Source organism: Methanosarcina mangrovi (genome assembly GCF_052057765.1).
GTDB lineage: Archaea > Halobacteriota > Methanosarcinia > Methanosarcinales > Methanosarcinaceae > Methanosarcina.
Map to the genome: position 1 here is coordinate 1665320 of NZ_CP195120.1, position 23795 is coordinate 1689114.

At 44.4% G+C, this 23795-nt stretch carries 15 protein-coding genes; 2 read left to right on the top strand and 13 right to left on the bottom strand.

Annotated features, from left to right (window positions below):
* Positions 1-194: 194 nt before the first annotated feature.
* The 3 genes from ACSAZL_RS07675 to ACSAZL_RS07685 all read right to left on the bottom strand — a co-directional run bounded on the left by ACSAZL_RS07675 (position 195) and on the right by ACSAZL_RS07685 (position 4149).
* The gene (locus tag ACSAZL_RS07675; protein WP_440948107.1) at positions 195-644 is read right to left on the bottom strand and encodes a flavodoxin domain-containing protein; all 450 of its coding nucleotides are present in this window, start codon (positions 642-644) and stop codon (positions 195-197) included.
* A 222-nt stretch (positions 645-866) separates the two neighbouring features.
* Entirely contained in the window at positions 867-2633 is a 1767-nt protein-coding gene (locus ACSAZL_RS07680; RefSeq protein ID WP_440948108.1) for a PAS domain-containing protein, read from the bottom strand.
* A gap of 1273 nt (positions 2634-3906) precedes the next feature.
* Positions 3907-4149: a hypothetical protein gene (locus ACSAZL_RS07685; RefSeq protein ID WP_440948109.1), complete on the bottom strand. Its 243-nt coding sequence runs from the start codon at positions 4147-4149 to the stop codon at positions 3907-3909.
* Positions 4150-5007: 858 nt separating this feature from the next.
* Between ACSAZL_RS07685 and ilvD the strand changes: the two genes are divergently transcribed.
* Both ilvD and ACSAZL_RS07695 read left to right on the top strand, forming a co-directional pair.
* Positions 5008-6669, top strand: a complete 1662-nt coding sequence (ilvD, locus tag ACSAZL_RS07690) for a dihydroxy-acid dehydratase (protein WP_440948110.1) — start codon at positions 5008-5010, stop codon at positions 6667-6669.
* Between the two features lie 284 nt (positions 6670-6953).
* Positions 6954-7133, top strand: a complete 180-nt coding sequence (locus ACSAZL_RS07695) for a hypothetical protein (protein ID WP_440948111.1) — start codon at positions 6954-6956, stop codon at positions 7131-7133.
* 132 nt (positions 7134-7265) lie between these two features.
* Here ACSAZL_RS07695 and ACSAZL_RS07700 read toward each other — a convergent pair whose 3' ends face one another.
* The 10 genes from ACSAZL_RS07700 to ACSAZL_RS07745 form a co-directional block, all read right to left on the bottom strand.
* Positions 7266-7622, bottom strand: coding sequence for a hypothetical protein (locus ACSAZL_RS07700; RefSeq protein ID WP_440948112.1), 357 nt, complete (start codon positions 7620-7622; stop codon positions 7266-7268).
* Positions 7623-8117: 495 nt separating this feature from the next.
* Positions 8118-9050 carry a tetrahydromethanopterin S-methyltransferase subunit H gene (gene mtrH, locus ACSAZL_RS07705; RefSeq protein ID WP_440948802.1) on the bottom strand — a complete coding sequence of 311 codons (933 nt, stop codon included), beginning with the start codon at positions 9048-9050 and terminating at the stop codon, positions 8118-8120.
* Between the two features lie 271 nt (positions 9051-9321).
* On the bottom strand, positions 9322-9915 hold the full coding sequence (locus tag ACSAZL_RS07710) for a tetrahydromethanopterin S-methyltransferase subunit A (protein WP_440948803.1): 594 nt from the start codon (positions 9913-9915) through the stop codon (positions 9322-9324).
* Positions 9912-10769 carry a methanogenesis marker protein Mmp4/MtxX gene (gene mtxX, locus ACSAZL_RS07715; RefSeq protein WP_440948113.1) on the bottom strand — a complete coding sequence of 286 codons (858 nt, stop codon included), beginning with the start codon at positions 10767-10769 and terminating at the stop codon, positions 9912-9914. Before mtxX ends, ACSAZL_RS07710 begins: the two co-directional genes overlap by 4 nt.
* Positions 10770-11707: 938 nt before the next feature.
* Complete coding sequence (locus ACSAZL_RS07720) at positions 11708-12466, bottom strand: hypothetical protein (RefSeq protein WP_440948114.1); 759 nt, start codon at positions 12464-12466, stop codon at positions 11708-11710.
* Positions 12466-14460, bottom strand: a complete 1995-nt coding sequence (pglZ, locus tag ACSAZL_RS07725; RefSeq protein ID WP_440948115.1) for a BREX-3 system phosphatase PglZ — start codon at positions 14458-14460, stop codon at positions 12466-12468. The genes ACSAZL_RS07720 and pglZ overlap by 1 nt, the downstream gene beginning before the upstream one ends.
* On the bottom strand, positions 14453-17347 hold the full coding sequence (locus ACSAZL_RS07730) for a DEAD/DEAH box helicase (protein WP_440948116.1): 2895 nt from the start codon (positions 17345-17347) through the stop codon (positions 14453-14455). The genes pglZ and ACSAZL_RS07730 overlap by 8 nt, the downstream gene beginning before the upstream one ends.
* A gap of 2 nt (positions 17348-17349) precedes the next feature.
* Positions 17350-19188: an ATP-binding protein gene (locus tag ACSAZL_RS07735; RefSeq protein ID WP_440948804.1), complete on the bottom strand. Its 1839-nt coding sequence runs from the start codon at positions 19186-19188 to the stop codon at positions 17350-17352.
* A gap of 1 nt (position 19189) precedes the next feature.
* A complete protein-coding gene (locus ACSAZL_RS07740; RefSeq protein WP_440948117.1) occupies positions 19190-22003 on the bottom strand; it encodes a DNA methyltransferase in 2814 nt (937 codons plus the stop codon).
* Entirely contained in the window at positions 22000-23793 is a 1794-nt protein-coding gene (locus ACSAZL_RS07745) for a Fic family protein (RefSeq protein ID WP_440948118.1), read from the bottom strand. Before ACSAZL_RS07745 ends, ACSAZL_RS07740 begins: the two co-directional genes overlap by 4 nt.
* Positions 23794-23795: the final 2 nt, after the last annotated feature.

The window sequence follows — 23795 nt, forward strand, 5'->3', positions numbered from 1 at the left end:
TTGATAGGTTACTTTTGAAATTCAAAAGTCTTCATTTTTAGCTGGGCTTTCTCTTAAGTCAAGTTTTCTTTTATACTCAGCCTTTTTCCTCTTTTCGGCGTAAGGTTTAGATCCTTACTCCAGTAAGGCTACAGTTTTATTCTCACTTGCTTGCAGCTTTTATTTTATTGCTATCTTTACCTTATTGCTGCTTTTCACTCCGCCCCTTTGCTTCTATGCTTCATTTTTTCTGCAATGTCAATGCCCAGTCGCTTGCATTCCTGCAGATCCTTGTCAGTGGGTTTGTGCAGGATACGGAGTACGGGGTCCATTACATTCATTCTCATTTCCCGCATCTTTTCAGCTATCAAGATGGGGGCTTCTCCGCTCCACCCGTAAGACCCGAAAGCGGCTCCTATCTTCCCCTGCGGGCTTGCGGCAACAAGGGTTTCATCCATGAACTTTTCCATGGGCAGCAGCATTTTGTAGTAAAAAGTCGAAGAACCTACGGCAATTGCTTCGGCTTCCTTGAGTTCCTCGAGCTTCACGTCATAGAAACTGACAACTTTTGTATCCACATTCTTTGATTCGATCCCGTTTCCTATAGCCTCGGCCATAGCTTTTGTATTCCCTGAAGTACTGAGATAGACTACTATTGCTTTCAACCTGTATCCCCCTCTAGCGGTCTAATAAAGTCTGATTAGCAAACCCCGGAAAAAGGAGAGCAAAAACCGGCAGTTGCGTATCTAAAGCTCAGAGCTTGAAGTCATAGCCCTGGGGCTTTCTCGCTCCCCAATTCAGCAATAGTTATAAAAATTATTTTAAATAAGGATTTCGTCGCCCGGATGTAGTCCAGGCTTCAGACAACCTCCTTTATCCAGCTTCCTTTATCTAAGGTATGCCTCTATGCGGATGGGAGCTATATAGTTCACTACCTGAAGGGCAATGCTCTCCAGGAAATTGCGGACGTTCTGAGGAATCCTGTTCACCGTATGGGATGCAAAGTTCAGGCTGCCTATTATCTCACCCCTGTGCTTCATAGGAATTACTGCAACGGCGGTGATCTTTTCCGTTCTTAGCAGGTCTGCCATCTCTTCAGCATAGAAATCCAATCTGTAAATGGGTTTCTCAATCCAGACCTGTTTCGCTTCCGGGGAATCGGCTCTGTATGTCGAAATCCTTTTCACAAACTCAGGAGAGAGCCCCCTGTGCGCCACAAGGTTAATCTGGTCAAGAAGTTCGTCTTTTAAGTAAATGCCCCCGGCGTCGATCTCTTTTATTTGCAGACAGGCATCAAGGATAAGGGAAAGCACAGTCTTGAGGTTCAGGGTGCTGCTAAGGGACATCCCGAGTTCCCGCTGAATATCAAGCATCTCCTGCGCTTCTTTTCTTTCGGTGACATCAACAACTATCCCCTGAAAGTGAACCGGGATGCCTTCACTATCGCGCTGGATATACATTCTCTCCTCAACCCAGCGTATTTTACCATCTCCTGTTAAAATTCGGTATTCCATCTCAAAAGAGTCATATCCCTCGCGAATCGAGCGTTCGAGACTTTCGGAAACCGAATTAATGTCATCTTTATGAACTATATCCCCGTAAAGAAGTCGACCTGATGTGAAATCTGCTACGGTGTACCCAAACTGCGTTATATTTTCAGAAACGAACTCTACAGGCCAATTTTCCATATTTTTCCACAGAAAAGCTACTGCTGAGCTATTATTGATTATCGTTTTCAGCATTTTCTGCATTTCGAGGGATTTTCTCAGGGCTTCTTCGATTTTTTTCCGTGGGGTTATATCCAGCACTATCCCCTGAAAGCAGATCACTTTCCCGTCTCCATCCCTCTGAATAAAGGTCCTTTCGTTAATCCAGCGCAGGTCTCCGGCTTTTGTAAAAATCCTGTATTCCGAATCGAAGCTTACCTCCCCTTTCTGGATCCGTCGATCGAGTTCTTCTTCAACTCTTTTCAGGTCCTCGGGATGCATTATCTTCCCGTACAGGACTCCCTGTGAGATAAAATCCTCAACCGTATATCCGAATTGTACCACATTCTCCGAGACAAAAACCGCAGGCCAGTATTTTTCATCCCTCCACAGAAAAGCTACCGCCGGGCTGTTGTTGATCACCGTGGTCAGCATCTCCTGCATCTTAAGGACTTTTTCCAGTTCTTCTTCGCTTTGTTTCCGCTCGGTGATGTCGAGCACCACTCCCTGAAAGTGAGTTACCGCTCCTTCCGGGTCTCTCTGGATGAAGGTCCGTTCATTAACCCAGCGTATTTTCCTGGCTTTTGTAAAAATCCTGTATTCCATATTGAAATCCGGAGCTCCGCTCCGTATTCTTTTTTCAAGCTCTTCTTCAACTTTTCCAAGGTCATCAGGATGTATAATGTCCCCGTAAAGTACCCTGCCCGAGATGAAATCTTCTACCGTGTATCCGAAGTTCACAACATTTTCCGAAACAAACTCTGCAGGCCATTTTTCTTCGTTTTTCCAGAGAAATACAACTATCTGACTGTTATTGATTATAGTCTTCAGGGCTTCTTCCCTTTCCAGAACTGCATGAAAGGCTTTTCCCCTTTCGCCGTCCGCAGCATCTGCTATGTGAGGAGAGGTGTCTAGTTCTCCTCTATTTTCTGAAGTTTCACTGTCCATTTTCTTCTAACCGCCTGTGCAGGGATGTTTTCACTAGTCTCTTCCAGGATAATGCCCTGGAAACTGTAGATCCGCCGGAGGGTACGTCGGATTACAGATTTGTCTGTCTTCGCCTGTATGCGAATTTTCCAGCCCGTGTATCTGCCGTACATGTCTGCCTTTTGTTTACGTTCACTTTTATATAATTGCGTTTTTATCAAATATCAGTTTTTTTGATCCCGGAAGTTCTGTTTCCAGTTTAACGGTACTCGGCAAAGGCGAAAAGTATTTATATACAAATCACAGCGCTGTCCAAAAGCGGCATATGCCTCCCGTATTCATTTTTGCAGTATAATAGAAATCTATATATATTACTTCAAAGGTAATAAGATTCCGTATTCCGTATTTGTGATGCGGACCTGCCAGCCAGAAAACTCCATTACCACACCACCAAAAAAACAGCCGGCTGGAGAAAAACTGTGAACCCGCAAGATCTGTCATGAACCCTTCACGAACCCCAACAAAAGAATAACAGCATCCATCCGGATGTTAACCGACCAAAAATTAAGCTAAAGCGGGTTTCAGGAAAACATACAGTACCGTGAACATCCGCGAATACGGAATACATAATACGGCACAAGCCTGAAAAATGGCTAAAAACTAAAAAAATGGCTAAAAACTAAAAAAATGGCTAAAAACTAAAAAAATGGCTAAAAACTAAAAAATGGCTAAAAACTAAAAAATGGCTAAAAACTAAAAAATGGCTAAAAACTAAAAAATGGCTAAAAACTAAAAAATGGCTAAAGTCTGAAAAGGCTAGAGTGGAAAAAATAGTCCAAAAAACATAAAACCTCCATAAAAGGATCTCGGTAAGGTTTTGAGGGAACCTTACTGCGATTCCTTTGATCCTAAAACTATCTTTTCCTATCAGTTTAGGTATTTCTGTTATTCTTATTTCTATCGCTTGTACCTTAGATCTTTTATTTTAGTTTTCTTACCTTAGTTTTGTTTACTTTAGTTTTTTCACCTTAATTTCGTTGCCCTCAGTTTCGTTGCCCTCAGTTTCGTTGCCCTCAGTTTCGTTGCCCTTAGTTTTGTTTACATCAGCCCTCTTGCCAGCTTCCTCTCCCGTTTCTCTTTGTTTTAGTTGATGGTTATCAGGAGTTTCTTCAAATTGTCTTTACCTTTTTCCTTTTACTTCTCAACATCCGCCTCTATCTCCAGTCATATCATCCGGATGTGGACATATCCTTTATTTTCCAGAGGGTGAAGCTTGATAAAATGAGTTGCAAGCTCATCTATGAATTCCTCCTTCAAATCCCAGGGCACCTTCTGTGTAAAATGGGTGCCAGGCTGAGGTAAACCAACCAGAGAGCTCTTCTTTTCCCTTAAGAGCCATATCGTTAGAGTATAGTTTCGCTTCCCTGGCCGAAAAACCTGCATTTTTGAGCCATTTTCCATATTTTTCAGGCCTGTAAAAAACGTATGGAAAAACAAAATTTCTAAAATAAGGGTTCCATTTCTCCCCCTCAAGCATCGAGTCCAGAACCAGAAGGAACTTCTTCAGCATTTCCCCTGCCCCAAACTGGACAAGCAGCTTTCTTCCTGGCCTCTAAGGCTTTTCAAAGAACCTTTCAGGATTGTTTCGATGGCTGAAGAACTGGACACATAAAGTTCGGGATTCCAGCAATACATGAAAAGACTTTGCCCTGTCCCAAAATGAAACTTCGGATTTCACTTCTGGTTTTAAAAGAAATGAAAAAGTCTATGAAAATGAAAAAAGCTATGAAAATGAAAAAAGCTATGCAGGCTGAAGAGGTTATACAGGCAGGAAAAGGAATCTGGTGAACGGGAGCTACCCTGGTGTGGTTAAATTTTTTGTGGTGTGTTTCTTGGGTGTGATCTTGTAGATGTAGCTCGGGTAGGTCCGTTCACTATGCTAAATTCAAAATTCCTGACCGGCTATATAAATATTTGGATACTATTATATTAAGTCTCCTTTTTGTGATAGCATATGCTAATTTTAGTGGCTTAAACGGATATTTTTATCCAGGAATTATCCTTTCATGTCACAAGTAAGAGGGCATTCTTTCCAAAAAACACATTTAAAGATGTTTTTTAATCTGTCCATTTTCAGCTACCATTAATCAGTATCCTTTTCACCGCCTTTAGTCAATATTTTTTCCAGTCGCTTCTATCGGTACTCTTTCCAATTGGCTTTCTCGGTACTTTTTTTGCCAGACTCCCCATGTTCGGATTTCCAATATTTTTCTCCGGAGCTTTTTTGCAGCTTTTTCTTCCCCAATCTGTTTATACTATGAAGTTTTTTCCTATCTATACATTATAATGAATTACACTGATAGTTTTCAATATCAAGATCACAAGGAGACTTACAATGAGAAGTGCCATTATCAAAGAGGGGCCTGAACGCGCTGCCAACCGTTCCCTCCTGAAAGCGACCGGGGTTACGGATTCGGAAATGAAGAAACCGTTCATAGCGGTTGTCAATTCCTGGAATGACATAGTCCCCGGCCACATTCACCTGAATAAACTTGCTGAAGCCGTGAAAGCCGGAATCAGGAACGCCGGAGGAGTTCCTTTTGAGTTCCATACCATAGGAGTCTGCGACGGGATCGCAATGGGGCATGAGGGTATGAAATATTCCCTTCCGAGCAGGGAGGTTATAGAGGACACTATTGAATTGATGGTCAGAGCCCACCAGTTTGACGGAATGGTCCTTATCCCTACCTGTGATAAGATTGTGCCAGGACATCTTATGGCGGCAGGCAGGCTTGATATTCCTGCAATTGTCGTGACCGGAGGGCCAATGCTCCCTGGATATGTTGATGACAAATACACCGACCTTATCTCGGTCTTTGAAGGGGTCGGAGCCTACAGGGCAGGCAAGCTCTCCGAAGCCGAACTTAAAAGGCTTGAGAACCTTTCCTGTGCAGGAGCAGGTTCCTGTGCCGGGATGTTTACCGCAAACACAATGGCCTGCATGACCGAGGCTCTCGGGCTGAGCCTTCCCGGCTGTGCAACCGCCCATGCGGTGGACGCAAAAAAGGTTCGTATTGCCAAGGAATCCGGAGAGCGTGTTGTTGAGCTTGTAAAAGAGAACATCACCCCGAGAAAGATTGTCACTCAGAAGTCCTTTGAAAATGCCATCATGGTCGATATGGCAGTGGGAGGAAGCACAAACACAACCCTTCACCTTCCAGCCCTTGCTCATGAATTCGGGCTTGAGCTGCCTCTTGAAGCCTTTGACGAACTGAGCAGAAAAACACCGCATCTGATTTCCCTCAGACCGGGAGGTCCCAACTTTATGCTTCACTTTGATAGGGCAGGCGGAGTCGAGGCAGTTATGCAGAGGCTTGCCTCAAAGCTCCACCTTGACCAGCTTACGGTTAACGGCAAAACTATAGGGGAAAACCTGAATGAATTTGAAATCGTTAACCCGAAGCTAAATAAGGAGATTATTGCAACCCTTGAAAACCCGATTCATGCCGAAGGGGGAATTGCAGTTCTCAAAGGCAGCCTTGCTCCTGACGGCTCGGTTGTCAAGCAGGCTGCAGTTGACCCGAAAATGCGTGTCCATACGGGTCCTGCAAAAGTGTATGATTGTGAAGAAGAAGCCATGCAGGGTATTCTCGCAGGGGATGTGAAGCCCGGGAATGTCGTGGTTATCCGTTACGAAGGCCCGAAGGGAGGGCCCGGAATGCGCGAAATGCTTGCAGCCACAGCTGCAATTGCAGGCATGGGCCTGCTCGAATCCGTAGCTCTGATCACTGACGGACGCTTCTCCGGCGGGACCCGCGGACCATGCATAGGGCACGTTTCTCCTGAAGCCAGCGAAGGAGGGCCCATAGCTTTCGTCAAAGACGGGGACCTTATAGAAATCAACATCCCTGAAAGGGTTCTTAACCTGAAGGTCTCTGAAGAAGAACTAAAAAAGCGTAGAGCTGCCTTTGTACCTCCTAAAAAGGAGGTTACGGGTTATCTTGCCAGGTACCAGCGTTCCGTCCATTCCGCAAATACTGGCGGAATAGTTGACTGAAACCGTTTGATGCTCTATTTTCACGGAGGTCTTTTCCTCCGTTTTCTTCTTTTTTTTGGATTAGGGATTTTTCAGGGTTTCACTTTTTCCTGTATCCGATCTGCACCGTCTGCCGGAAGATATACCTCTTGAGGCATCCGTATAAGGCTTCCGGGAAACGTTTATAATGCTCCAGACCTATCTTTTATGCAGTCATATTATTCAACAACATTTATTCAACAACATTTATTCAACAACATTTATTCAAAACCATTTTTACGGGGAAAATTCAGGAGGCCGAAATTTTGGAAGTAGAGGGGTTATGTTCGATCTGCGGGCGTCCGGCCAAACTTCATACCTGCCCTTTATGCGGAAAGCTAGTATGCAGCCAGTGCATGGACCGCAGAAAAGGAATCTGTATCAGTTGTGCGGGCGGGAGGAAAGGTTCGGTACCCGGCCCGGGGAAGACCGGGACATTTAAGTAAAAAATAAAAAATCGAAAACGAACTTAGGAAAGGGTAGCCGGAATTTTGAGGCTCTCCACCTACCGGCTTACTTATATAGGGCTTACTTTGTTAGACTTTGATCAGGCCTGCTTTAGTTAGACTTCAATTAGCTTACCAGCCGTGAATCTCTCCTTCATGTTCTTCCTCATCATGGTAAAAACGGAATTCTTTTTTATCGGCATCTTCTACAAACACAAATTTCTCGTCAATTCCTATTTTTGCAAATGTAAGCGCATCGTCCCCGTCTCTGACAGCCGGCAGGATGTCCACATCCACATGATCCTGAATACTGCTCTCCGGAAGGAAAGCCGTAATGATGAACCAGTCAATGCCCCCTGCGTAGTCCTTGCTTACATAACGGCTGTTGTCTGGCGGAATCTTGGTAGCTTTCTGAGCCATTTCGGTCCCGTCAGCCCGGTAAGCTACAAAACGGATGGTATGGTTTGTTTTATTCTTTATTATGGCCATTATACTACTCCCCTATCTTAATCCGCTGGGAATCTTCCATTTTAAGGAATTTCATCTAATGTATCTAATTCTAGGAAGTAAATACTTTTGGTTGCAAAACTTTTGAAAGGTTTTGAGAGGCTTAAATATACCGAGATCTGACCGTATATACTCCCTTAAAGTCAGATTATTTATTACTACGAGAGCACAGCACGCCGCTTTATCCCACTGGCGAATAGCAGCTAAAAAGAAAAGTTCTGTTTGCGGACAACTCTTATTCCGAAACACCAGTATATAGTCAACTGCAGCCGAAAAAAGAGAAATTAGTCAGTAATCAACTGGTTGCGGACCATAGTAAAAAGAAGGAGACCGGCAATTAAAGGAAAGCCGGCAGGTGAATTCAGTATTGCAGACATGCCAGACATCAAAGGTCAGACATTTCAGACATCGGACATTAGACTGAGCGGCTCAGTAATCCACCGTCAGATTGGAAATCAAGCCGGTTATTCAAACAAATTAAACCAGCAGGTTAATCGGATGCCTGCCTGAAGGCTCTATATCAAGGTCAGACACGGCTTCTGCGATCATGATATCGCTCATTGCAGCCATAGGGAAAACATACCGGGCATACTCTATCGGCCCGTAGAGGATAAAGTCCCCGGCCGCAGCCTGCTGGAGGCATGTAGAACCTACGTCGCAGATCTTATAGAGGACCGGGTCCTTTTCTTTCTGCCTGTTGAGCCAGTTCCAGGCTGAGGGAGCGTTATGAATTCCCGAGCCTGTAGGATGCCCCCATTTTGCTTTTGCGGTAATGGTCATCCTGAGGGCTATTCCGGCTCCGTCTCCCATGGGAGTGATGCTTGGGTCTATTAGCTTGTTTACGATTCTGCACCTGTCTGCGATTGAGAGCAGACCCTCTTCTAACAGCCCTGCTCCTGTCTCGAGCATTTCCATCCTGCCCTGGAGGGAGGAGTCCATTGCGTTAAAACCTAAAATAATAGAACTGTCAATGTCGGACTGCGCAAGAGCCTCGATTTCGGAAGCAGTTATGCTCATGTTTATGGAGTTATAAACCGCCCGGTCTGCAAGCCCTATTTCGCTCACATACCGTGCCGCATGTGCACGTACGACCCCTTCGGGAGAATCGATAATAAAAGGAGAATCCGAGACATCTGAAATAAAATCAATGTAGTGAGTGATGCTTTCTTGAGTCGTGGCAAAGATATGGACCATATGGGGGTTTCCGGTCATATCCGAACCCGCCTCCTGCAGGTTTACGAGTTTCTCGGCAGCGGCCCTATCAAAAAGTCCTTTTGCAGCATCTTCCACTATTTCGTGTTTATTGTAAAAAATAGTCCCTGCGAGTAAGGTAGGTAGTTCTCCAGGCTGCCCGCCTACCTTTACCCCTGCAATGTTAACAATTTCCTGTTCTTTCTGGAACTTAAACATCTTTACGCCCTCAAAATCCACACTTCTCAAAATTCATTTCTTCTTATACTTACTTCTTATGATTAATTTTCTTACTTCTTATGACCACTTGCTTAACCGGATGCCCGATTTCTTTCTTGTGATCTCAGGACTCGAATTAACTTTCTTAATTACGAAATATACATATAAAACATACCGATTAAAAATATATTTTCAAACTAATATCTTTTCGGTTGGAGGAATGTTCCTTATGCAGGCTTGGAGGCTTTCCGCCTTCAGAGGCTTTCTGCCTTCAGAGGCTTTCTGCCAGGCAGATAACTCCTGCAATCGAATCCATTACAAGTTCCCCGGATATAATTACATCTCCCGAAGCAGGAACTGCAAAAGAGGCTTGCCTCTTTCTCGGGGAACAGACAACCAGGGGCTCTTCAGGGTATGCTTCTACATTATCTTTGTAATCCTCAACAAGCTGTCGGATCTCTTCAGGGTCATTCAACCCTATTCTGTCCAGAAGGGTTACCTGTTTCTGGAAGCGTTCGACTGCTTCCCTGGAGATATTTTCTATAAAGGGAATTGCCCCCTGCGAACCTATAATCCTACCTTTTTCGTCAATCCCATTTGCGTGGATTGCAAGCAGGGAATGACCTGCCAGATGGCCCCTTGACTCGGTCCCGCAGACGAGCACATACCGGATATTGGAGTTTGAGATTACGTTTACGATTATTTTTTCCACACCCAGGTTTTCAGTCTTTGAACTTCCCCAGATGGCTGCGTCGGGGAAAGCCTCTAAGTGGCTTGCGAGGGTTACGACTGCAATTCTGGAATCCGGTTTTCCTGTGACGTAGTCCCCTTTTACAGGAGGCCAGTTCTCTGCAATGGTCTTCAGTTAATCACCTTTTTTCTTTCCTTATGAAGGTAGGAGAGAGCACTCGCAAGCATGATGGCTTTTGTGAAATGCCCGCCTACCCTTGATGTGTCCACAAACACATAGTCATCCATTAATACCGGAGCTCCGAGTCCGTCGCCTCCGCCAAGGAAAGCGATGGTTCGGAAAATAAGGTTGCCCGAGATCCCGTCAGGGGCAACAATGAAGTTCGATTCCTTTATGGCGTCTTCAATCAGAATGGTATAGTGTCTGGCATTAATCCCGAGTTCCAGAGCCCTTCCTGCTACAAACTCCCCATCCGCAAGGGTCCTGTCAACGCGCCTGTCCCTTCCTATATCCCCTATCCTGCCTCCGGAAAGTACTCCTACTGCAGGCTCGACCCCCAGTCTCCTTATATGCTCTGCGCCAAGGGTAATCATACGGAGCTTGTCAGTAATCGTATTTCCTTCATCTATTCCGACAGGAGCAAGGAAGAAGGGTACCCCGTCTGCTGTCAGGAGAAGGGCAAGTCTGCAAACCCTTTTCATGCCAAGGGCTTCTTTAAGGTTAGAAAGGGTACCGGATGCCTTTGCAGTACCTCGTATAGCTGCATCCACCTTTCTTGAAACCAGGAGTTCGGAAAGGACCTTTTCGGGGTTATCAGTATCCACAACCTCGAGTTCTGTCCCGATCCTGTCAATCTCTTTTTTGTCCCCTACAAGGACAACCTGTGCATATCCCAGTTCCTGGGCTCTCCATGCACTCTCAAGGGTTTTAGGACTCGGGTCCCTTATTCCCATAGCTACCCTTGCCCTGTTCATCCGGGCTCGTGCTTCGATGACCTCAAGGAGGGCATACATGCCGTTCTTTTCCATATTTATCCAGACTTATAGGTAAGATTTGAAGTAGTTCAAAGAAAAACAAACACGAACATTAATTAATTTTGCCCTTCCCGAATTGCGCCTCGGGAGTACGCGGTCCTTTTCGCTCCACTTCGTTTCGTTCAAGAGGACTAACTTTTGGGCAGTTAACGTTGTTTAGGGTGGAGGAATGAATTATATGTTACGTTTTTTTTCTAAAAAGGAGCTGGAAAAAATTGAAAGGGGTGCATGTGGCAAACTTAATAAAAAAATTAAAACATATAAAGTTAAGAATGAGTTCCTTTTTTATTGTAATAAATACTTATTGGTAACTATATCTTTGTAGGCTATGATAAGTTTTAATTTTCACCGCCTAAGGTCTGGTTGTAAAGTTAATTCCGGTATAAAGCTTGAACATCACAAAATTTTTATAGAACTAATACCTTTATTTAATGATAGTACCATACGCACTTGGGGTGTAAGTCAGATATAAAAGACGTTACAGCTTAATATGCGCTCTGGACAGCTAAAGATTTAATGCTGTTGAGTTCTTATCTCGATTGCGTAGGTCAGAGTAACTAAAGGAGATTAACCACCAGAAAACGAAACCACAGATACCCGCCGTATGAGAATGGGCGTAAAACATTCTTAATAATCAATAAAATATACGGAGGGGATTATCTGAAGGTAGTAATATATGATATAAAACTACAAGATATCATACTACTATTTCTCTTTTTTATGTTAATTTAAGCACTGCAGGTGAGTGAAGAATAAAATCTCACCCCTTACTTTTTGATATAATGATTAAAGAGCATTGATCTATTAGGAAGTCCATCAGAAAGTTTTAGAGAGAAAAGAGGTCTGTTTGTTTCAGTCTAATGCCTAAAAAAAGAACAACTATAAATCAGTAACTATCAAAGTGGAAAAAACGAAGTCGAGATAGAGGAAAATTAATTTATTCCTCTTAGTTTTAGAAGCTCTTCATCCAACCCATAGCGAATCACTTCGATACGATGCGAAATCCGCGAGATAAAGTCACCAGTTATCGGAAATAGATGAAATGGAAAGTAAGCTGGAGAATTTATCATCATGGCAAAAGTTCCTTTTCCCTCGGGAGCGGCGTATAGTGCTGCCTCAAGTAACAAAATAGTCAAGTCCATGTCTTGGATAACTATTACATTGGACTTCTCATAACATCCTTTAGACTCTGAGTCTTTCAGAACATCCCATGCAACAAAAGAGCGAATCGTATATCGAGCGTTTCGAGAAACTGTTTCACGATCTCCGTACTGCTCTTTAAGCCGATTGAATATCTGGCGTTGTGTTATCTGCTCTTGAAGATTAAGCAGTCGACCAGTTTGAGTGGCAACGTTAAACCAGAATGGATATGAAGCAGATAATATGGCCCAGTGCAGGGGAATCCACTCTTTTTGTTGGAGTTTGGATGCCAGTATAAGTGCATGATCGCGAAAATCAACTAATTCGGGTTTTGGATCAAACCAGGCTGATAATGGACCTATTGCCATCAAATAAGTTTTTTCGCCTCTCTCACCCATGCCACCACTTTGTTTTTTATCGGCAAGGTAGTCTTTTAGTTCGGTTCTGATGGCGTCAGGTTCCATGCCGGCAAGGAGCATATTGAGTACATGATCCATCCACTCAAGACGGATAACTTGCTTTATGCCGATTTTTTCATGTCTTTTGCCCATTAACGAGTCTTCCTTTCAAATTTAACCAGAGGTACGATAACCTCTTCAATGGAGATGCCCCCATGGCTAACTATCTTTTCTCCTTCATTGATGAAAGCATCGCTCCCTCCGGCAACCAGAGGGAAATAGTTTTTTGGAAGGCCAGTTGGCTCCCATTTAAGAGCAAAAGTAAATGAACTGGCAACAGAGTCTCGAAGTTCGGGAGTCGGATAGACTCGAACCCTTTCACCACGTGTTTCGGCAATGGCTCCTTCTGAAGGTTTTCCTTTACCATAGCATTCAATATTACCGTGGTCTGATGTAAGCCATACCTGGTAATCTTGATCCAGGAGGTAACCAATAAGGGAACTGAGGGAACCTTCCTGGCACCATAGTCTGATCTGATTGTGCATTCCAACTGCACCGAGATGCATTCCGTGCATAATCTTGTCAACTTTGTCTATTACCAAACCGATAACCTTAGTCTTTCCAGGGTTCAGGGTATCATCAATAGCTTTGACAATATCACCTTCTCCCAGCCCTCTTTTATATACGACGTCGAGTCGGGACAACCCATTTCCTTCCCAGAATTGCCGCCAGAGATTACTCTCTTTGTTCGTCGTATTGATCGATAAGGGGTAGTAGTAGGGGATGTTTCCAGCGAATATCGCCTGTCTGGATACTGAAGTGATGGTGGGAATCCAGGCAAAGGTTGCCGATTCCCTCATTACCATGTTTTGGTCCTGCTCATGAAGGATCTGTCTTATGGTTATCCACTGTTCAAAGGAGAGGCCGTCCACGACAATCAGTGCAACTCCTTTGCCGGGTTCATCTTCCAGTTCCCTCGCAAGCATGCGTGGGACATGGTGAAGCATGGCCAGATTCATTGGAGGGAGATTGGCCAAACCTTCATAGTAATCATCCAACCATTCAGCAAAGACCATGTTGAAATTAATACCAATTTGTTGAGTTTGCTTCCGTTCCTTTGCCTGATAGTCCTGGTGAATGAGAGCCCCCAATTCGGCCCACTTCATAGCGAATTCCAGCCAATCAGAGTACCTTGAATCCCTATGTGGTGCATCTTTTTCAACAAGCTCTATAAGGCGCTTTATGCGGAGATCATCGTATTCAGTTTTTGTCTCGGCTATTCCACTTCTAATCCAGGAATGTGCCTCGAAATTGACTTCAGGCCTCTGAACCGGAGTGAGTTTTCCTTCGACAAACAGATTGTCAATGTAAACACGAATATCCTGATGGTCAAAGGGCAAAACATCCGGACCGGGATATTTGAAATCAGTATCTGAAGACTTCCCATATGCTTTTTTAGGTGAAAGACTGTCGAGGAAAACCGGCCAGCGTTCCTGCAGGAATGCGAAGAAAGCCTTCTCGTCAGGAACAATCTCTTCCAGAGGCCATTCATGAAAAACTACACGTTGTTTCAGCACCTGGACAAGTCGGTCAGACAGAGGTTTTGGTATTGTCATTTTGTTATAGTGGAACCGGAGAAGTGCACGAAGCAGTTCGACCACATTACCGATGTGTTCCAGCTCAATGCCGAATACATGACTAAGAATGAAGTCTTTACTGGCGTTGTCTCCCATCCGATCAGGTGAGTATTTTTTCTGGGCCTCGAACAGGGAGTCAAGATAACAGCGGTCCAGCTTCTCGATTACAAGGTAGCTGAAATTGGGGAAAAGTTCTCCAAGGTTGAAGACAAGCTTTCCTCCGGCCGTCATTTGAAGATCATATGGAAGGTTTTCAAGTTCAGAGCCTGGTTTGCGAAGGACAACTATAAGGTCGATGTATTCCCCATTATCCCATTTAACCCTGTACTTTGATTCATATGTGTATCTGAACTCAACAGGGTCATTGAATTCAAGCAGGTCAAACCCAAGATTTTTGAGTTCAAGTGCAAGCTTTTCTTCTGTCAATAGAGCATCTGGATCAGCTACCAGAGTGAGCTTGCTGACATTGGGAACAAATTCTTTCAGTATGGTATCCCGCCAGTTACTCATGATTACAAACACCTTCTTTGATTATCCGCATTAGAAGAAGTGGCCTGATTTCCGGAACAATCTGCTTTGCCATTTCCAGTTCATTCCTCCATTCTTTTTCTTCGGCATCACAGCGGGCCTGGCGATACTGGCGGACCTCTGGAAGTCCAACCCGCTCTATAGCTTTTCTTCTGGATCCAAAAGCATGCATCCCACGCTCTTCTTCGCGAGCTATGGATAGACGGTGTTCTTGCTGCAGGGAGTTGAATGGTTCTTCTCCAGCCTTCTCGGCAGCTTCAATGAGTTTTTCATAAGCTTCCAGAGACTCTTCGTGGCCAAGGGAGTGCAATACTTTTGGTTCTGCCGTCTGCATAGCATCCCAGATGTGGCGGGCTGTAGGGAGAAACAACTTACCTTTATCGGTTACAAAGATGCTGAGATATCGCCGTCTTACCAGTGGAATCCGTATGATCTGGCTGTGCTTTTGCAAACCAGCCTGGAGCCGCACTTCAAAAAGTCCCCAAAATCCGGAAATACTGGGCGGCAGGCCATTTATAGCTACACAGGGTAGGGGCTGTCCGGCAGCGATCTGGGGCAGGTTGAGAGCCAGCCCTCTAATCTGGCTATTCTCCAGGTTGAGCAGCTTCGCATCATTTGCATTATTGGAATCTTTGAGCTTTTCATTCTCCTGCGGAGTAAAAACGCATTTCTGAAAGACCTGTCCATCGGGCCAGGTGAGCTCCCACCAGGAACGTTTGCGGGATGCTTTGCCGCCGTGAGAGTTAAGATACCCGACTGTCATCCTTTCTACCCAATGAGGAAGGGGATGTGAACGCAGGCGTTCTGCCGCATGGATATCAGGCTCTTCCGAAATTCCATAAATAGTAGAACTCTCCCGGACTTCGCGGATCTCATCACGAATCCTGAATACCGTGTGATCTACTGAGTCTTCGATTGTTTCCGGATTCATGTACGCAGAGGTAAAGACTTCCTCAAAAAGTTCACCTGCCTGAGCAGAATCCAGCACATCACCGGTTTTATCGATGCCGAACTCTTCGAATATGACCGCGAGTTTTTCCTCAAGTACTTCTCTTACACGAAACTCGATTGAATTTTCAAATACAAAGTTGATGGCTCGGACTGTCTTTGTCTGGCCTATCCTATCGATACGGCCAATCCGCTGCTCCAGCCGCATGGGGTTCCAGGGGATATCGTAATTGATTACAACATGGCAGAACTGCAGGTTCAAACCTTCTCCACCCGCATCAGTGGAGACCAGAACCCGGGCATTTTTCCTGAAGGCATCCTGCACCCTTTTGCGCTCATCCATATCCATGGAACCGTTAAGTGTGACCACGGAGATCCCGCGAGCTTCAAGGAACTCTTTTAACATTCCCTGGGTAGGGACGAATTCAGTAAAAATCAGGACCTTCATATCAGGCTCGTTTTCCTCGGCCTGAAGCTGGTAAACCCATTCGATAAGGGCCTCTGCTTTTGCGTCAGGTCCAGCCTGTTCGCATTTGCGTGCAGCTTCAAGTAATGATTCTACTTGGTTACTTTCGTTCTTCAGGGCAGAGACCCTAGACTTAAGAAGCTCATCGAGCAGTTCCTGTCCATCCATGTCATAGAACTCTTCCAGGTTATCTGAGCCATTTTCAATATCTTCTAACCGCCGGGAAGCCAGAAGTTCGCTAGTTTTCAGAACTTCAAACCGTCGCTCCAGAGTTGTCCGGATAGCCCTGGTGCTGGAGACCACCAGCCTTTGCATGAGTATCATCAGAAAGCCGATATGCGGCTTTTTTTCCCGAATTGACTGGTTATAACCTTCGCGGACGTAGTTAGTCACAGACTCGTAAAGCAACTGCTGCAGGTGGTGCCGGGTTTCCCACCTGATTGGAGCCATCCGGGTCTGTCTTGGTTTGAAAAGTGGTTTGCCTTCGGAGTCAAGAGCTCTGCGTTTCTCTGTGCGGACCACATAGGGAGCCACTCGTTCACGGGAAACACTTTCCATATCCGGAAAAGCTTGGCTGTCGAGCAGACTCATCAGCCGGTAAAAAGCATCGGTTTTTCCCTGGTGCGGGGTTGCAGAGAGCAGCAGCACATAAGGAGCGGCTTCCACCAGCCCTCGGCCGAGCTTGTAGCGGGCCACCTGATCAGTGCTGCCCCCCAGTCGGTGGGCTTCGTCCACGATAACTAGATCCCAGCCAGCAGTCACCAGATCCTCAAAACGGCTGCGATTGTATTCTGCTATCTTTTCCGCAGACCAACCTCTCCGTCTGTCCATTGGCTTGACGGAGTCGAGGGATACGACTACCTGATCGAAAAGGGACCAGAGAGAGTTACGGTTGTCTCCAATTGCAGGAGCAAGGCGCTGCAGCGTGCTGATGTCTTCTCCAAACACGAGCTGGAACTCCTCATTAAAGTGGGTCTGCATTTCAGCCGCCCATTGGGTAGCAATGCCCTTGGGAGCAACAACAAGTGTGCGCCTGACTAACCCTCTGAGCTTGAGTTCACGAATCACAAGCCCGGCTTCGATGGTTTTTCCCAGGCCTACTTCGTCAGCCAGCAGGTAGCGAACTCTATCTCCGGAAATGGCACGGGACAAAGAGTGAATTTGGTGTGGGAGAGGAATGACATTTGATTCCATGGGAGCCAAAAGTACAGCATTCGAGCCTCCTTCGAGCACTTCAGCCACTTTAGCAGCCACTGCTACATAGACAATGCGGTTTGCTTCAATTTCCGGCTGAAGCTCGGAAGTTAAGGGACGCAGGGTTGAACGTGAAACCCTGACCACTGCATCCTGATTAGGCAGCCAGATCCTGCAGACTGTTTGGCCCCAGAGAGTTTGTTCTTCAATGATTTTGCAGGGGGAGTTGTGGATGGTGGAGTATTGCCATGTATCTGTCATTTTTAATTTACTCTCTGACCTATTTCGAGGAACCAGCTTCGGATCTCGTCATAACTATTCCTAGCTATTAAACGCGGCAAAGACATGTGGTCTGCAGCGTCTTCATTCAACCAATGCTTGAGGGATCTTCGTTGAATTACTCCCTGACCATTACGAGCTGTTTTTATCTCACCTTCTACATCACAATCATCCGTCAAGTTGAAAGTAAGAAGAGTGCCAATTACTGGCTGTAATGCTTCATTTATTGCATCAAGATGGAGATAATTTTCCATTTCTCTTTTATTAGTAAGAAATGCAATTGAACCATCATTCCTAGCATTTACAGCATCTCTTGCATCTTGATATTTGTATTTCCCGTTTCTCTGCAGCTCATCACGGTCATAGATATGCACTTCTGGCAATCCGAGATTCTTCAAATAATGTTGATTTACCCATTCTTGAAGGGTACTTCCCCCAAGAACAACTAAAGCAACCCGAGGATCATTAAATATATCGATGATGGAAGAATCGTTAACTCTAAGGAGAGGATTTATCCGTCGGAAGAATTGTAAATCGTGGGGGCCTTCCACGCACACTATTACTTTAGCGCGTCTATCTGGAATTACCCCAAGGTCAGAGGCTACTTGTTTAATTACATCATTAGAGCCAAATCTAACCGACCGTCCATTTTCATTATCAAGTGTAATGTGACGAATTGAATCGACCGGCAGCAATGAGGCCAATGCCGGAACATGTGTTGTTAGCAAGACTTGACATCCATCAGCTTCTGCAATGGATTGGAGTGTCTCAATAATTTTTCGTTGGTTATCTGGGTGCTGAGCTGTTTCCGGTTCTTCTACAGCGTAGATTATATTTCCTTTTCCCTGCTCTTCTCTCAGCCTTTCTGCTTCAGCGCGGAAAAAGCTGAATAAAACAAGCCTTCGAACACCACTTCCTCTTTTGTTGATAGGTATATCGTCATCGCCAGTGAGTGATAATTTAAAAAGCCCATCCCATTTTGGGTCTGATTTAAAAATAGGAGTTAGTTCGGAAGCGAGTTCGCTATCAAAATCAGAAAGCTTTGTTATTGTTCTTCTTGCCACATCAAGAGCACGTGACTGGACTTTATCTTTTACGGTATTCAGTTCGGATTGAACTTCTTGTATCGCTTGCTTTATGGCAACTTTCAATGGGTCTTGTACTTCCGCGTCTTCATCGGTTGATGGACGATCTGCTCTAAATAATGCATACTCAGGAAGATATTTGAAGAGTTTATCCCAGATTGCTTTAGCGTCTTCTTTATCCAACTGTACTTTGACAACTTGAAACTGCAAGTTTTCATACTTTTCCCAAATTGCTTTCCTTAAAGCTACGTTTGACCTCCTGTCCACAGAAGTATCTATTCCAACAGAATCTCCTAATTTTTTGAGGTCAGCGTTTTTTTTGCTAAGAAGTCCACTACATCCATTCGCAGTGGGATGATTAGCGACTGCAAATATTTTAGGCTTAGTTATTGCTCCATTAAAACATTCATAGATCTTGTGAATCTCAAGCTCTCTATTGGGATTCAGAAGGTACTCTTCTGATAAAGAAGTGGAGGAGGTTGCATCAATTGTGATTTTTTCTGGAAAGTCAGTAAACACGCAGCCAATTATAACTTCACACGAACAGTCTGCATGTACGCATACATCACTCGCATCAATCTTTCCTAATGAATGGTCAAAAAAAATTGCTAAGGCATCGAAAATCGTTGATTTACCAGCATCATTTTTACCAATGAAAGCTGTTAACTGATCTATTGGTATTCGATGCTCATTTTGGTAACCTCTAAAATTTTTTAGAACAATTTCTTTTAGAAGCATTTCACTCACTTCCCATCCTCGTCACTGCCTGATCATACCACATCAACAATTTCGGGTCTTCTTCTAAAACATTATTGGGAATTTTTTCGGCCACGCTAACTATGGTAGCATAGTCTCTTTCCTGCCAAGCTTTCTTAAACCCGGCACGTACAGCCTCCAACCTGAATACTTTCAGTTTTTTCTTAGTTTGCCTGTACTCCTCGAATTCTTTGAGCAAAGCCCTCTCACGCAATTTTTCTAAGTCGCCTACTTTACTTGGATCTGGAACATACCAGCGGTCCTTTGCCTTTGCGATCAGCTTCGAATCGTCCTTAGCCAAATTTCTCATGTCTTTCCAGTTAGAGGAGAGGTAGGAATGGATCTGATCCGGGACTGGACCTTTACCATCATAGCTGAGGAAGTTTTGCTCAAGAAGAGTAGAAAGTTCTAGTGATTTCTCGTTCTTACTCCACCCTCCGAGTTCTTTCATGAATAAGGGGTTTATATCCTGGAAAGTCTGCGGCTTCTCTTTAAGAAGCTGGCGGAGCCACTGGATAGCTGAAGCTTCGTCTGAGACGAACAATTTTGCCTGGAATACCTGTTTTGTCATCTTCTTCCGATCATATTCTGCAACCTGTTCTGGAAGGAAATACATGCCGTCGCGTTCAACGAAATGCTGTGCCAAACCGAGCTGGAATTCTTGACTGGAAATTGGTATCGGGTATCCCTTGCGGACGTAATAGGCAACCATTTGATCAAAAAGGAGACGTGGATCACGTTCAGGAACCATCTGCAAAAGAGCTCCCTGGCTTTTTGTGACCGGCAGGTAATCAAGATGCGTCCTGACAAAATCCCAAACACCTTCTTCGGTGGGCGCTTCTTCTTGGAAACGCTTCTCGAATCCGCCGTTAGGTTTGTAGGCAGAAATTACAAGATCCTGTTTGACTGATGTTGTGTTTGTTACAGCATTAAAGCTACCTTGTTTTTTGTCTAAAGCAGAGACATTAGCCACTATGAAGCCTGAATCCATTAGCGCAGTTTGGATGCTGTTCCATACTGAAGCCTTCGTGTTCGAGAACTCAACAGTCATCCAACGTCCTGGTTTGAGGACTCTATGGGCTTCTTTGAAGCAGGTAGTCATGAGTTGACGATATTCACTGGAACCTTTACCCTGACTTTTATTTTCAATAGCTTCAAACTTATTGTTTGTCCAGACCTTAAGCCACGATTCCCAAAGATAACTCAATTCTGAATAATTTAGATTTGAGCCAAATGGAGGATCAATAAAAAGATAATCTAGTGAAAGATCTTCTAAAGAATTTATTGATGAACTTGAACTACTTGTAACAATCCAAGATATAGTTTCGTACTTTTTCTTTTGTGAGATAAAGGAAACATATCTAGAATACTTATTCTGTATTCCAGAGAACACATTATTCTCTTGCGAAAATGACGGGATATACATTGTTCCTTTAATAATCCCACCTTTTCTATTTTCTCTAAATGAATATCTTTTATCCAAGTTTATCTGAGAGGCAGTTAAAAAGTTAAGTAAGTTGCGCTTTAAAAAAGGGTCAAAAGTCTTAGTTAGAATATTCTTCCATAAAGATCCCAAAACCCACAGATTCCGCTTAGTATAAAAATGATGAACATTAGTGATACCAATGCGAAGCGGTTCACCTGTTTTATCTCCTTTTAATATCTTTGCAATTGGAAACCAGTAAGGAATTTCAATGTTTTCAATTTTCTCTATTAGCATGAAATCAAATTCATCTGGTACTTTCTCAAACCGTTTCCCACCCACTGAATAATTAATCATTACAGGCACCTGCTTAGCCTGTCTGATAGTCTCCTTAATAGTTGAATCATATTCGGTGGTCCACACTCTGTCCATATTTCGCTTTGTCAATTTTGCTGAACAGTATGGGCACAGAAATTTATTACTGTCCTCTTCAGCTTCTTTATCCACAGCCACTTCCCAGAATAACACTTCACCTGCGCATTCTGGACATACAAACACATCCGACCAGACAGTATAATTTATCCTTCCAATCTGTCCGTCAGAATGTCTCGTCTCATACATCCAGCCACATTCTTTTTCAACTTCTTTCAGAATGCATTTTGCTTCTTTCTCAAAAGCTTTCACATCCACAGGAGTATTATAATTGTAAGCAATGAACGTCGCTGCAGGGGAGAGATCGTTTAATACTGCCTTACGTACACCGAGCTTTGAGAAAGGAATCCAGTGGGTTTTTCCGTCTTCATTGGTTTCCTGCTGCATAATTGTCCCGTCAGGCTGAACCTGATACCCTAGGGACTCTACAGTCTTGCGGTCTCCACACATCTGTGCAGCCACGCCCGTCATCCCGGTTCCGCAGAAGCCATCAAAAACGATGTCTCCGGGTTCTGTGTAGTGGAGAATATATCGCATAATAGCTTTGTGCGGGACTTTTGTATGGTAAGAATGAGCATTATAGATTGGATCATTTTTGCCTTCACTCACATCGGCTGCAAAGGGTTCTCTATGATATGTATAGTCCGCAGGCTTCTCAGGTTTCTGGGACTCCCACTCTTTAATAAAATCAGAAATCCAGGGATTTGGGCAGGCAGTATAATAAGGTGGATCGCTCAGAGCGAGAATATCTTCATCGGAACCTATAGGGAAGCCTTCGATCTTGCGGAACTCCGGGTCTTGCAGCTTCTCGCGCAGTTTTTCAGTGAAGTATTTGCGGCGTTCCTCGTCATTTTCAAAAGTTATGTCGAGACAGATTACCTGATCAGAGTTTCCCTTGGGGGGCTGGTTGTAATCGAATACCAGAGTTTTCTGAGTGCTCATTTTTGATCATCACCATGTATTAGTTGTGCCTGCAGCGCCTGGCCTTTTTCCGTTAGGAGGTATTTTTGTTTACTGCTGCGGGGTTTATCGGGAATTGTCATTTCGATAAGTTTGGCTTTCAAAGCAGGTAATAGGTACATTTTCCTGAAATGCTCGTCATTTTTTAATCCGATAACATTCCTCAATTCTTGCCTGGTCATTTCTCCGAAGATAGCATTAACTAATCGGACTTCCGGGGTAACTTCCGTTGTGACTTCCGTTGTGACTTCCGTTGTGACTTTAAGGGTTTTACTTCCCGCCTGTACAGCCGCTGAAGTAAGTTTTTCGTATCGATTTATCAGGTCATCGGGAAGTTTAAACAAAGTATCATCAAGCATCTCAAGTAATTGCTGATGTACAAGGTAATCGGCTGCGGCTTTTGCCTCCCTGAAATTGCCTTCAACAAGTCCTCGGATGTCGGCAAGGGTAACACGTTTCTGTTCTACAGCTAATGCCATTACTTCAGCCTGCTCAGCCGAAAGCGTAACCCCAAGGGAATGCTGGAATTGTAACATTTTTTCAGTAATCAACGGTTTTTTAAAGAGAATTAGCTCAAACTGTTTGCGCGCCTTGTCGTTGTGGATTTTGGGAGGCACCCTACCCAGCTCATGCCAGTTTCGGTATATGGCCCGGATACCTGTGCCTGCCTGGTCGCTCAGCCCGATCCGGCGAAATGCCTTGATGATGGAAGGGTTTCTCAACTCTTTTTCAGTTGGGTCAAGCAGTTCAGCCTCGGTAGCAAAGGCATCTCCTGGGTTCCAGAAAATAGTCCGGTCAGTGAACAATTTGATTGAGGCTTTATGGCCGTGGTCTCCGTAGTTTTGATGAACGAGAAGGTTGATTGCCGCCTCTCGAAAGGCTATATAGTCAGGAGGATCATCAATACGGCGAAAAGTATCAGGATCAAGTGAAAAAGGATGTTCTGCAATTCTCATATAGCGTGCAACAAGGCCTCGCCATGTCTGGAAGATATTTTCCTCGAATACATAGCAGTCATGCCAGCGCTCTTCAGGTGACCAGAGTTCAAAAGTAGTATCGATGCGCTGGTAATCAAGCACTGGCCTTGGAAGCAACTGGCGCACATATCTGGCTTTGCCAAAGAGCAGTACCCCTGCTCTTGTCGGAAATATTTTGTTGTCCTTCTCTACAACATAGTTCCAGTTAAGCAAAAACTCGATAGGATCGCTGATTTCATCGCGTTCAGGGTTACGCCGAAAGAACTGGGCCTGGTACCAGCTAACAGTTTCTTGATCAAAACAGCGATCAGCAGATATATCATATATAGTCTCACTATCATAACGCTGTACTGCAGCATCACGCAAAAAACGCTCAAGTTCACTCTGAGTGCACTGTTCATCCCCGGCTCCCCGGCGGATATATGACTGCCGTGGGTCACCGTTGAGATATATCGGCTTTTCATGACTCGGGCTTTCCGGGATATAAAAAGCCAGCAAATGCTTGCCTTCCACTTCGTATTTTAGCTCATGAACCTTAATTACTCGATTAAGTTTCTGTCCGCTGCGAAGTGTGCTGAGAAAATTATTCTGTACACGGTCTATTTCCTCAACACCTAAAATTTCAAGCTTCCCATTCTTCTCCTGCACACCAAAAACCAGCCAGTCTCCTGCTGTATTGGCAAATGCGGATACGGTTTTATAGGCGTCTTTGGGAGCATCCCTAAGGGCCTTCTTGCGCTCGAAATCATTCCACTCAAAAGTATTGAGCTTCTCCAGCAGCTCATCCTTGTTCATGC

Coding starts and splice junctions, on each gene's coding strand:
- ACSAZL_RS07730 (WP_440948116.1), bottom strand. CDS start 17,347: ATGACAGATACATGGCAATACTCCACCATCCACAACTCCCCCTGCAAA.
- ACSAZL_RS07740 (WP_440948117.1), bottom strand. CDS start 22,003: ATGAGCACTCAGAAAACTCTGGTATTCGATTACAACCAGCCCCCCAAG.
- pglZ (WP_440948115.1), bottom strand. CDS start 14,460: ATGAGTAACTGGCGGGATACCATACTGAAAGAATTTGTTCCCAATGTC.
- ACSAZL_RS07745 (WP_440948118.1), bottom strand. CDS start 23,793: ATGAACAAGGATGAGCTGCTGGAGAAGCTCAATACTTTTGAGTGGAAT.
- ACSAZL_RS07720 (WP_440948114.1), bottom strand. CDS start 12,466: ATGGGCAAAAGACATGAAAAAATCGGCATAAAGCAAGTTATCCGTCTT.
- ACSAZL_RS07735 (WP_440948804.1), bottom strand. CDS start 19,188: ATGCTTCTAAAAGAAATTGTTCTAAAAAATTTTAGAGGTTACCAAAAT.
- ACSAZL_RS07680 (WP_440948108.1), bottom strand. CDS start 2,633: ATGGACAGTGAAACTTCAGAAAATAGAGGAGAACTAGACACCTCTCCT.
- mtrH (WP_440948802.1), bottom strand. CDS start 9,050: ATGTTTAAGTTCCAGAAAGAACAGGAAATTGTTAACATTGCAGGGGTA.
- ilvD (WP_440948110.1), top strand. CDS start 5,008: ATGAGAAGTGCCATTATCAAAGAGGGGCCTGAACGCGCTGCCAACCGT.
- mtxX (WP_440948113.1), bottom strand. CDS start 10,769: ATGGAAAAGAACGGCATGTATGCCCTCCTTGAGGTCATCGAAGCACGA.
- ACSAZL_RS07685 (WP_440948109.1), bottom strand. CDS start 4,149: ATGCTTGAGGGGGAGAAATGGAACCCTTATTTTAGAAATTTTGTTTTT.
- ACSAZL_RS07700 (WP_440948112.1), bottom strand. CDS start 7,622: ATGGCCATAATAAAGAATAAAACAAACCATACCATCCGTTTTGTAGCT.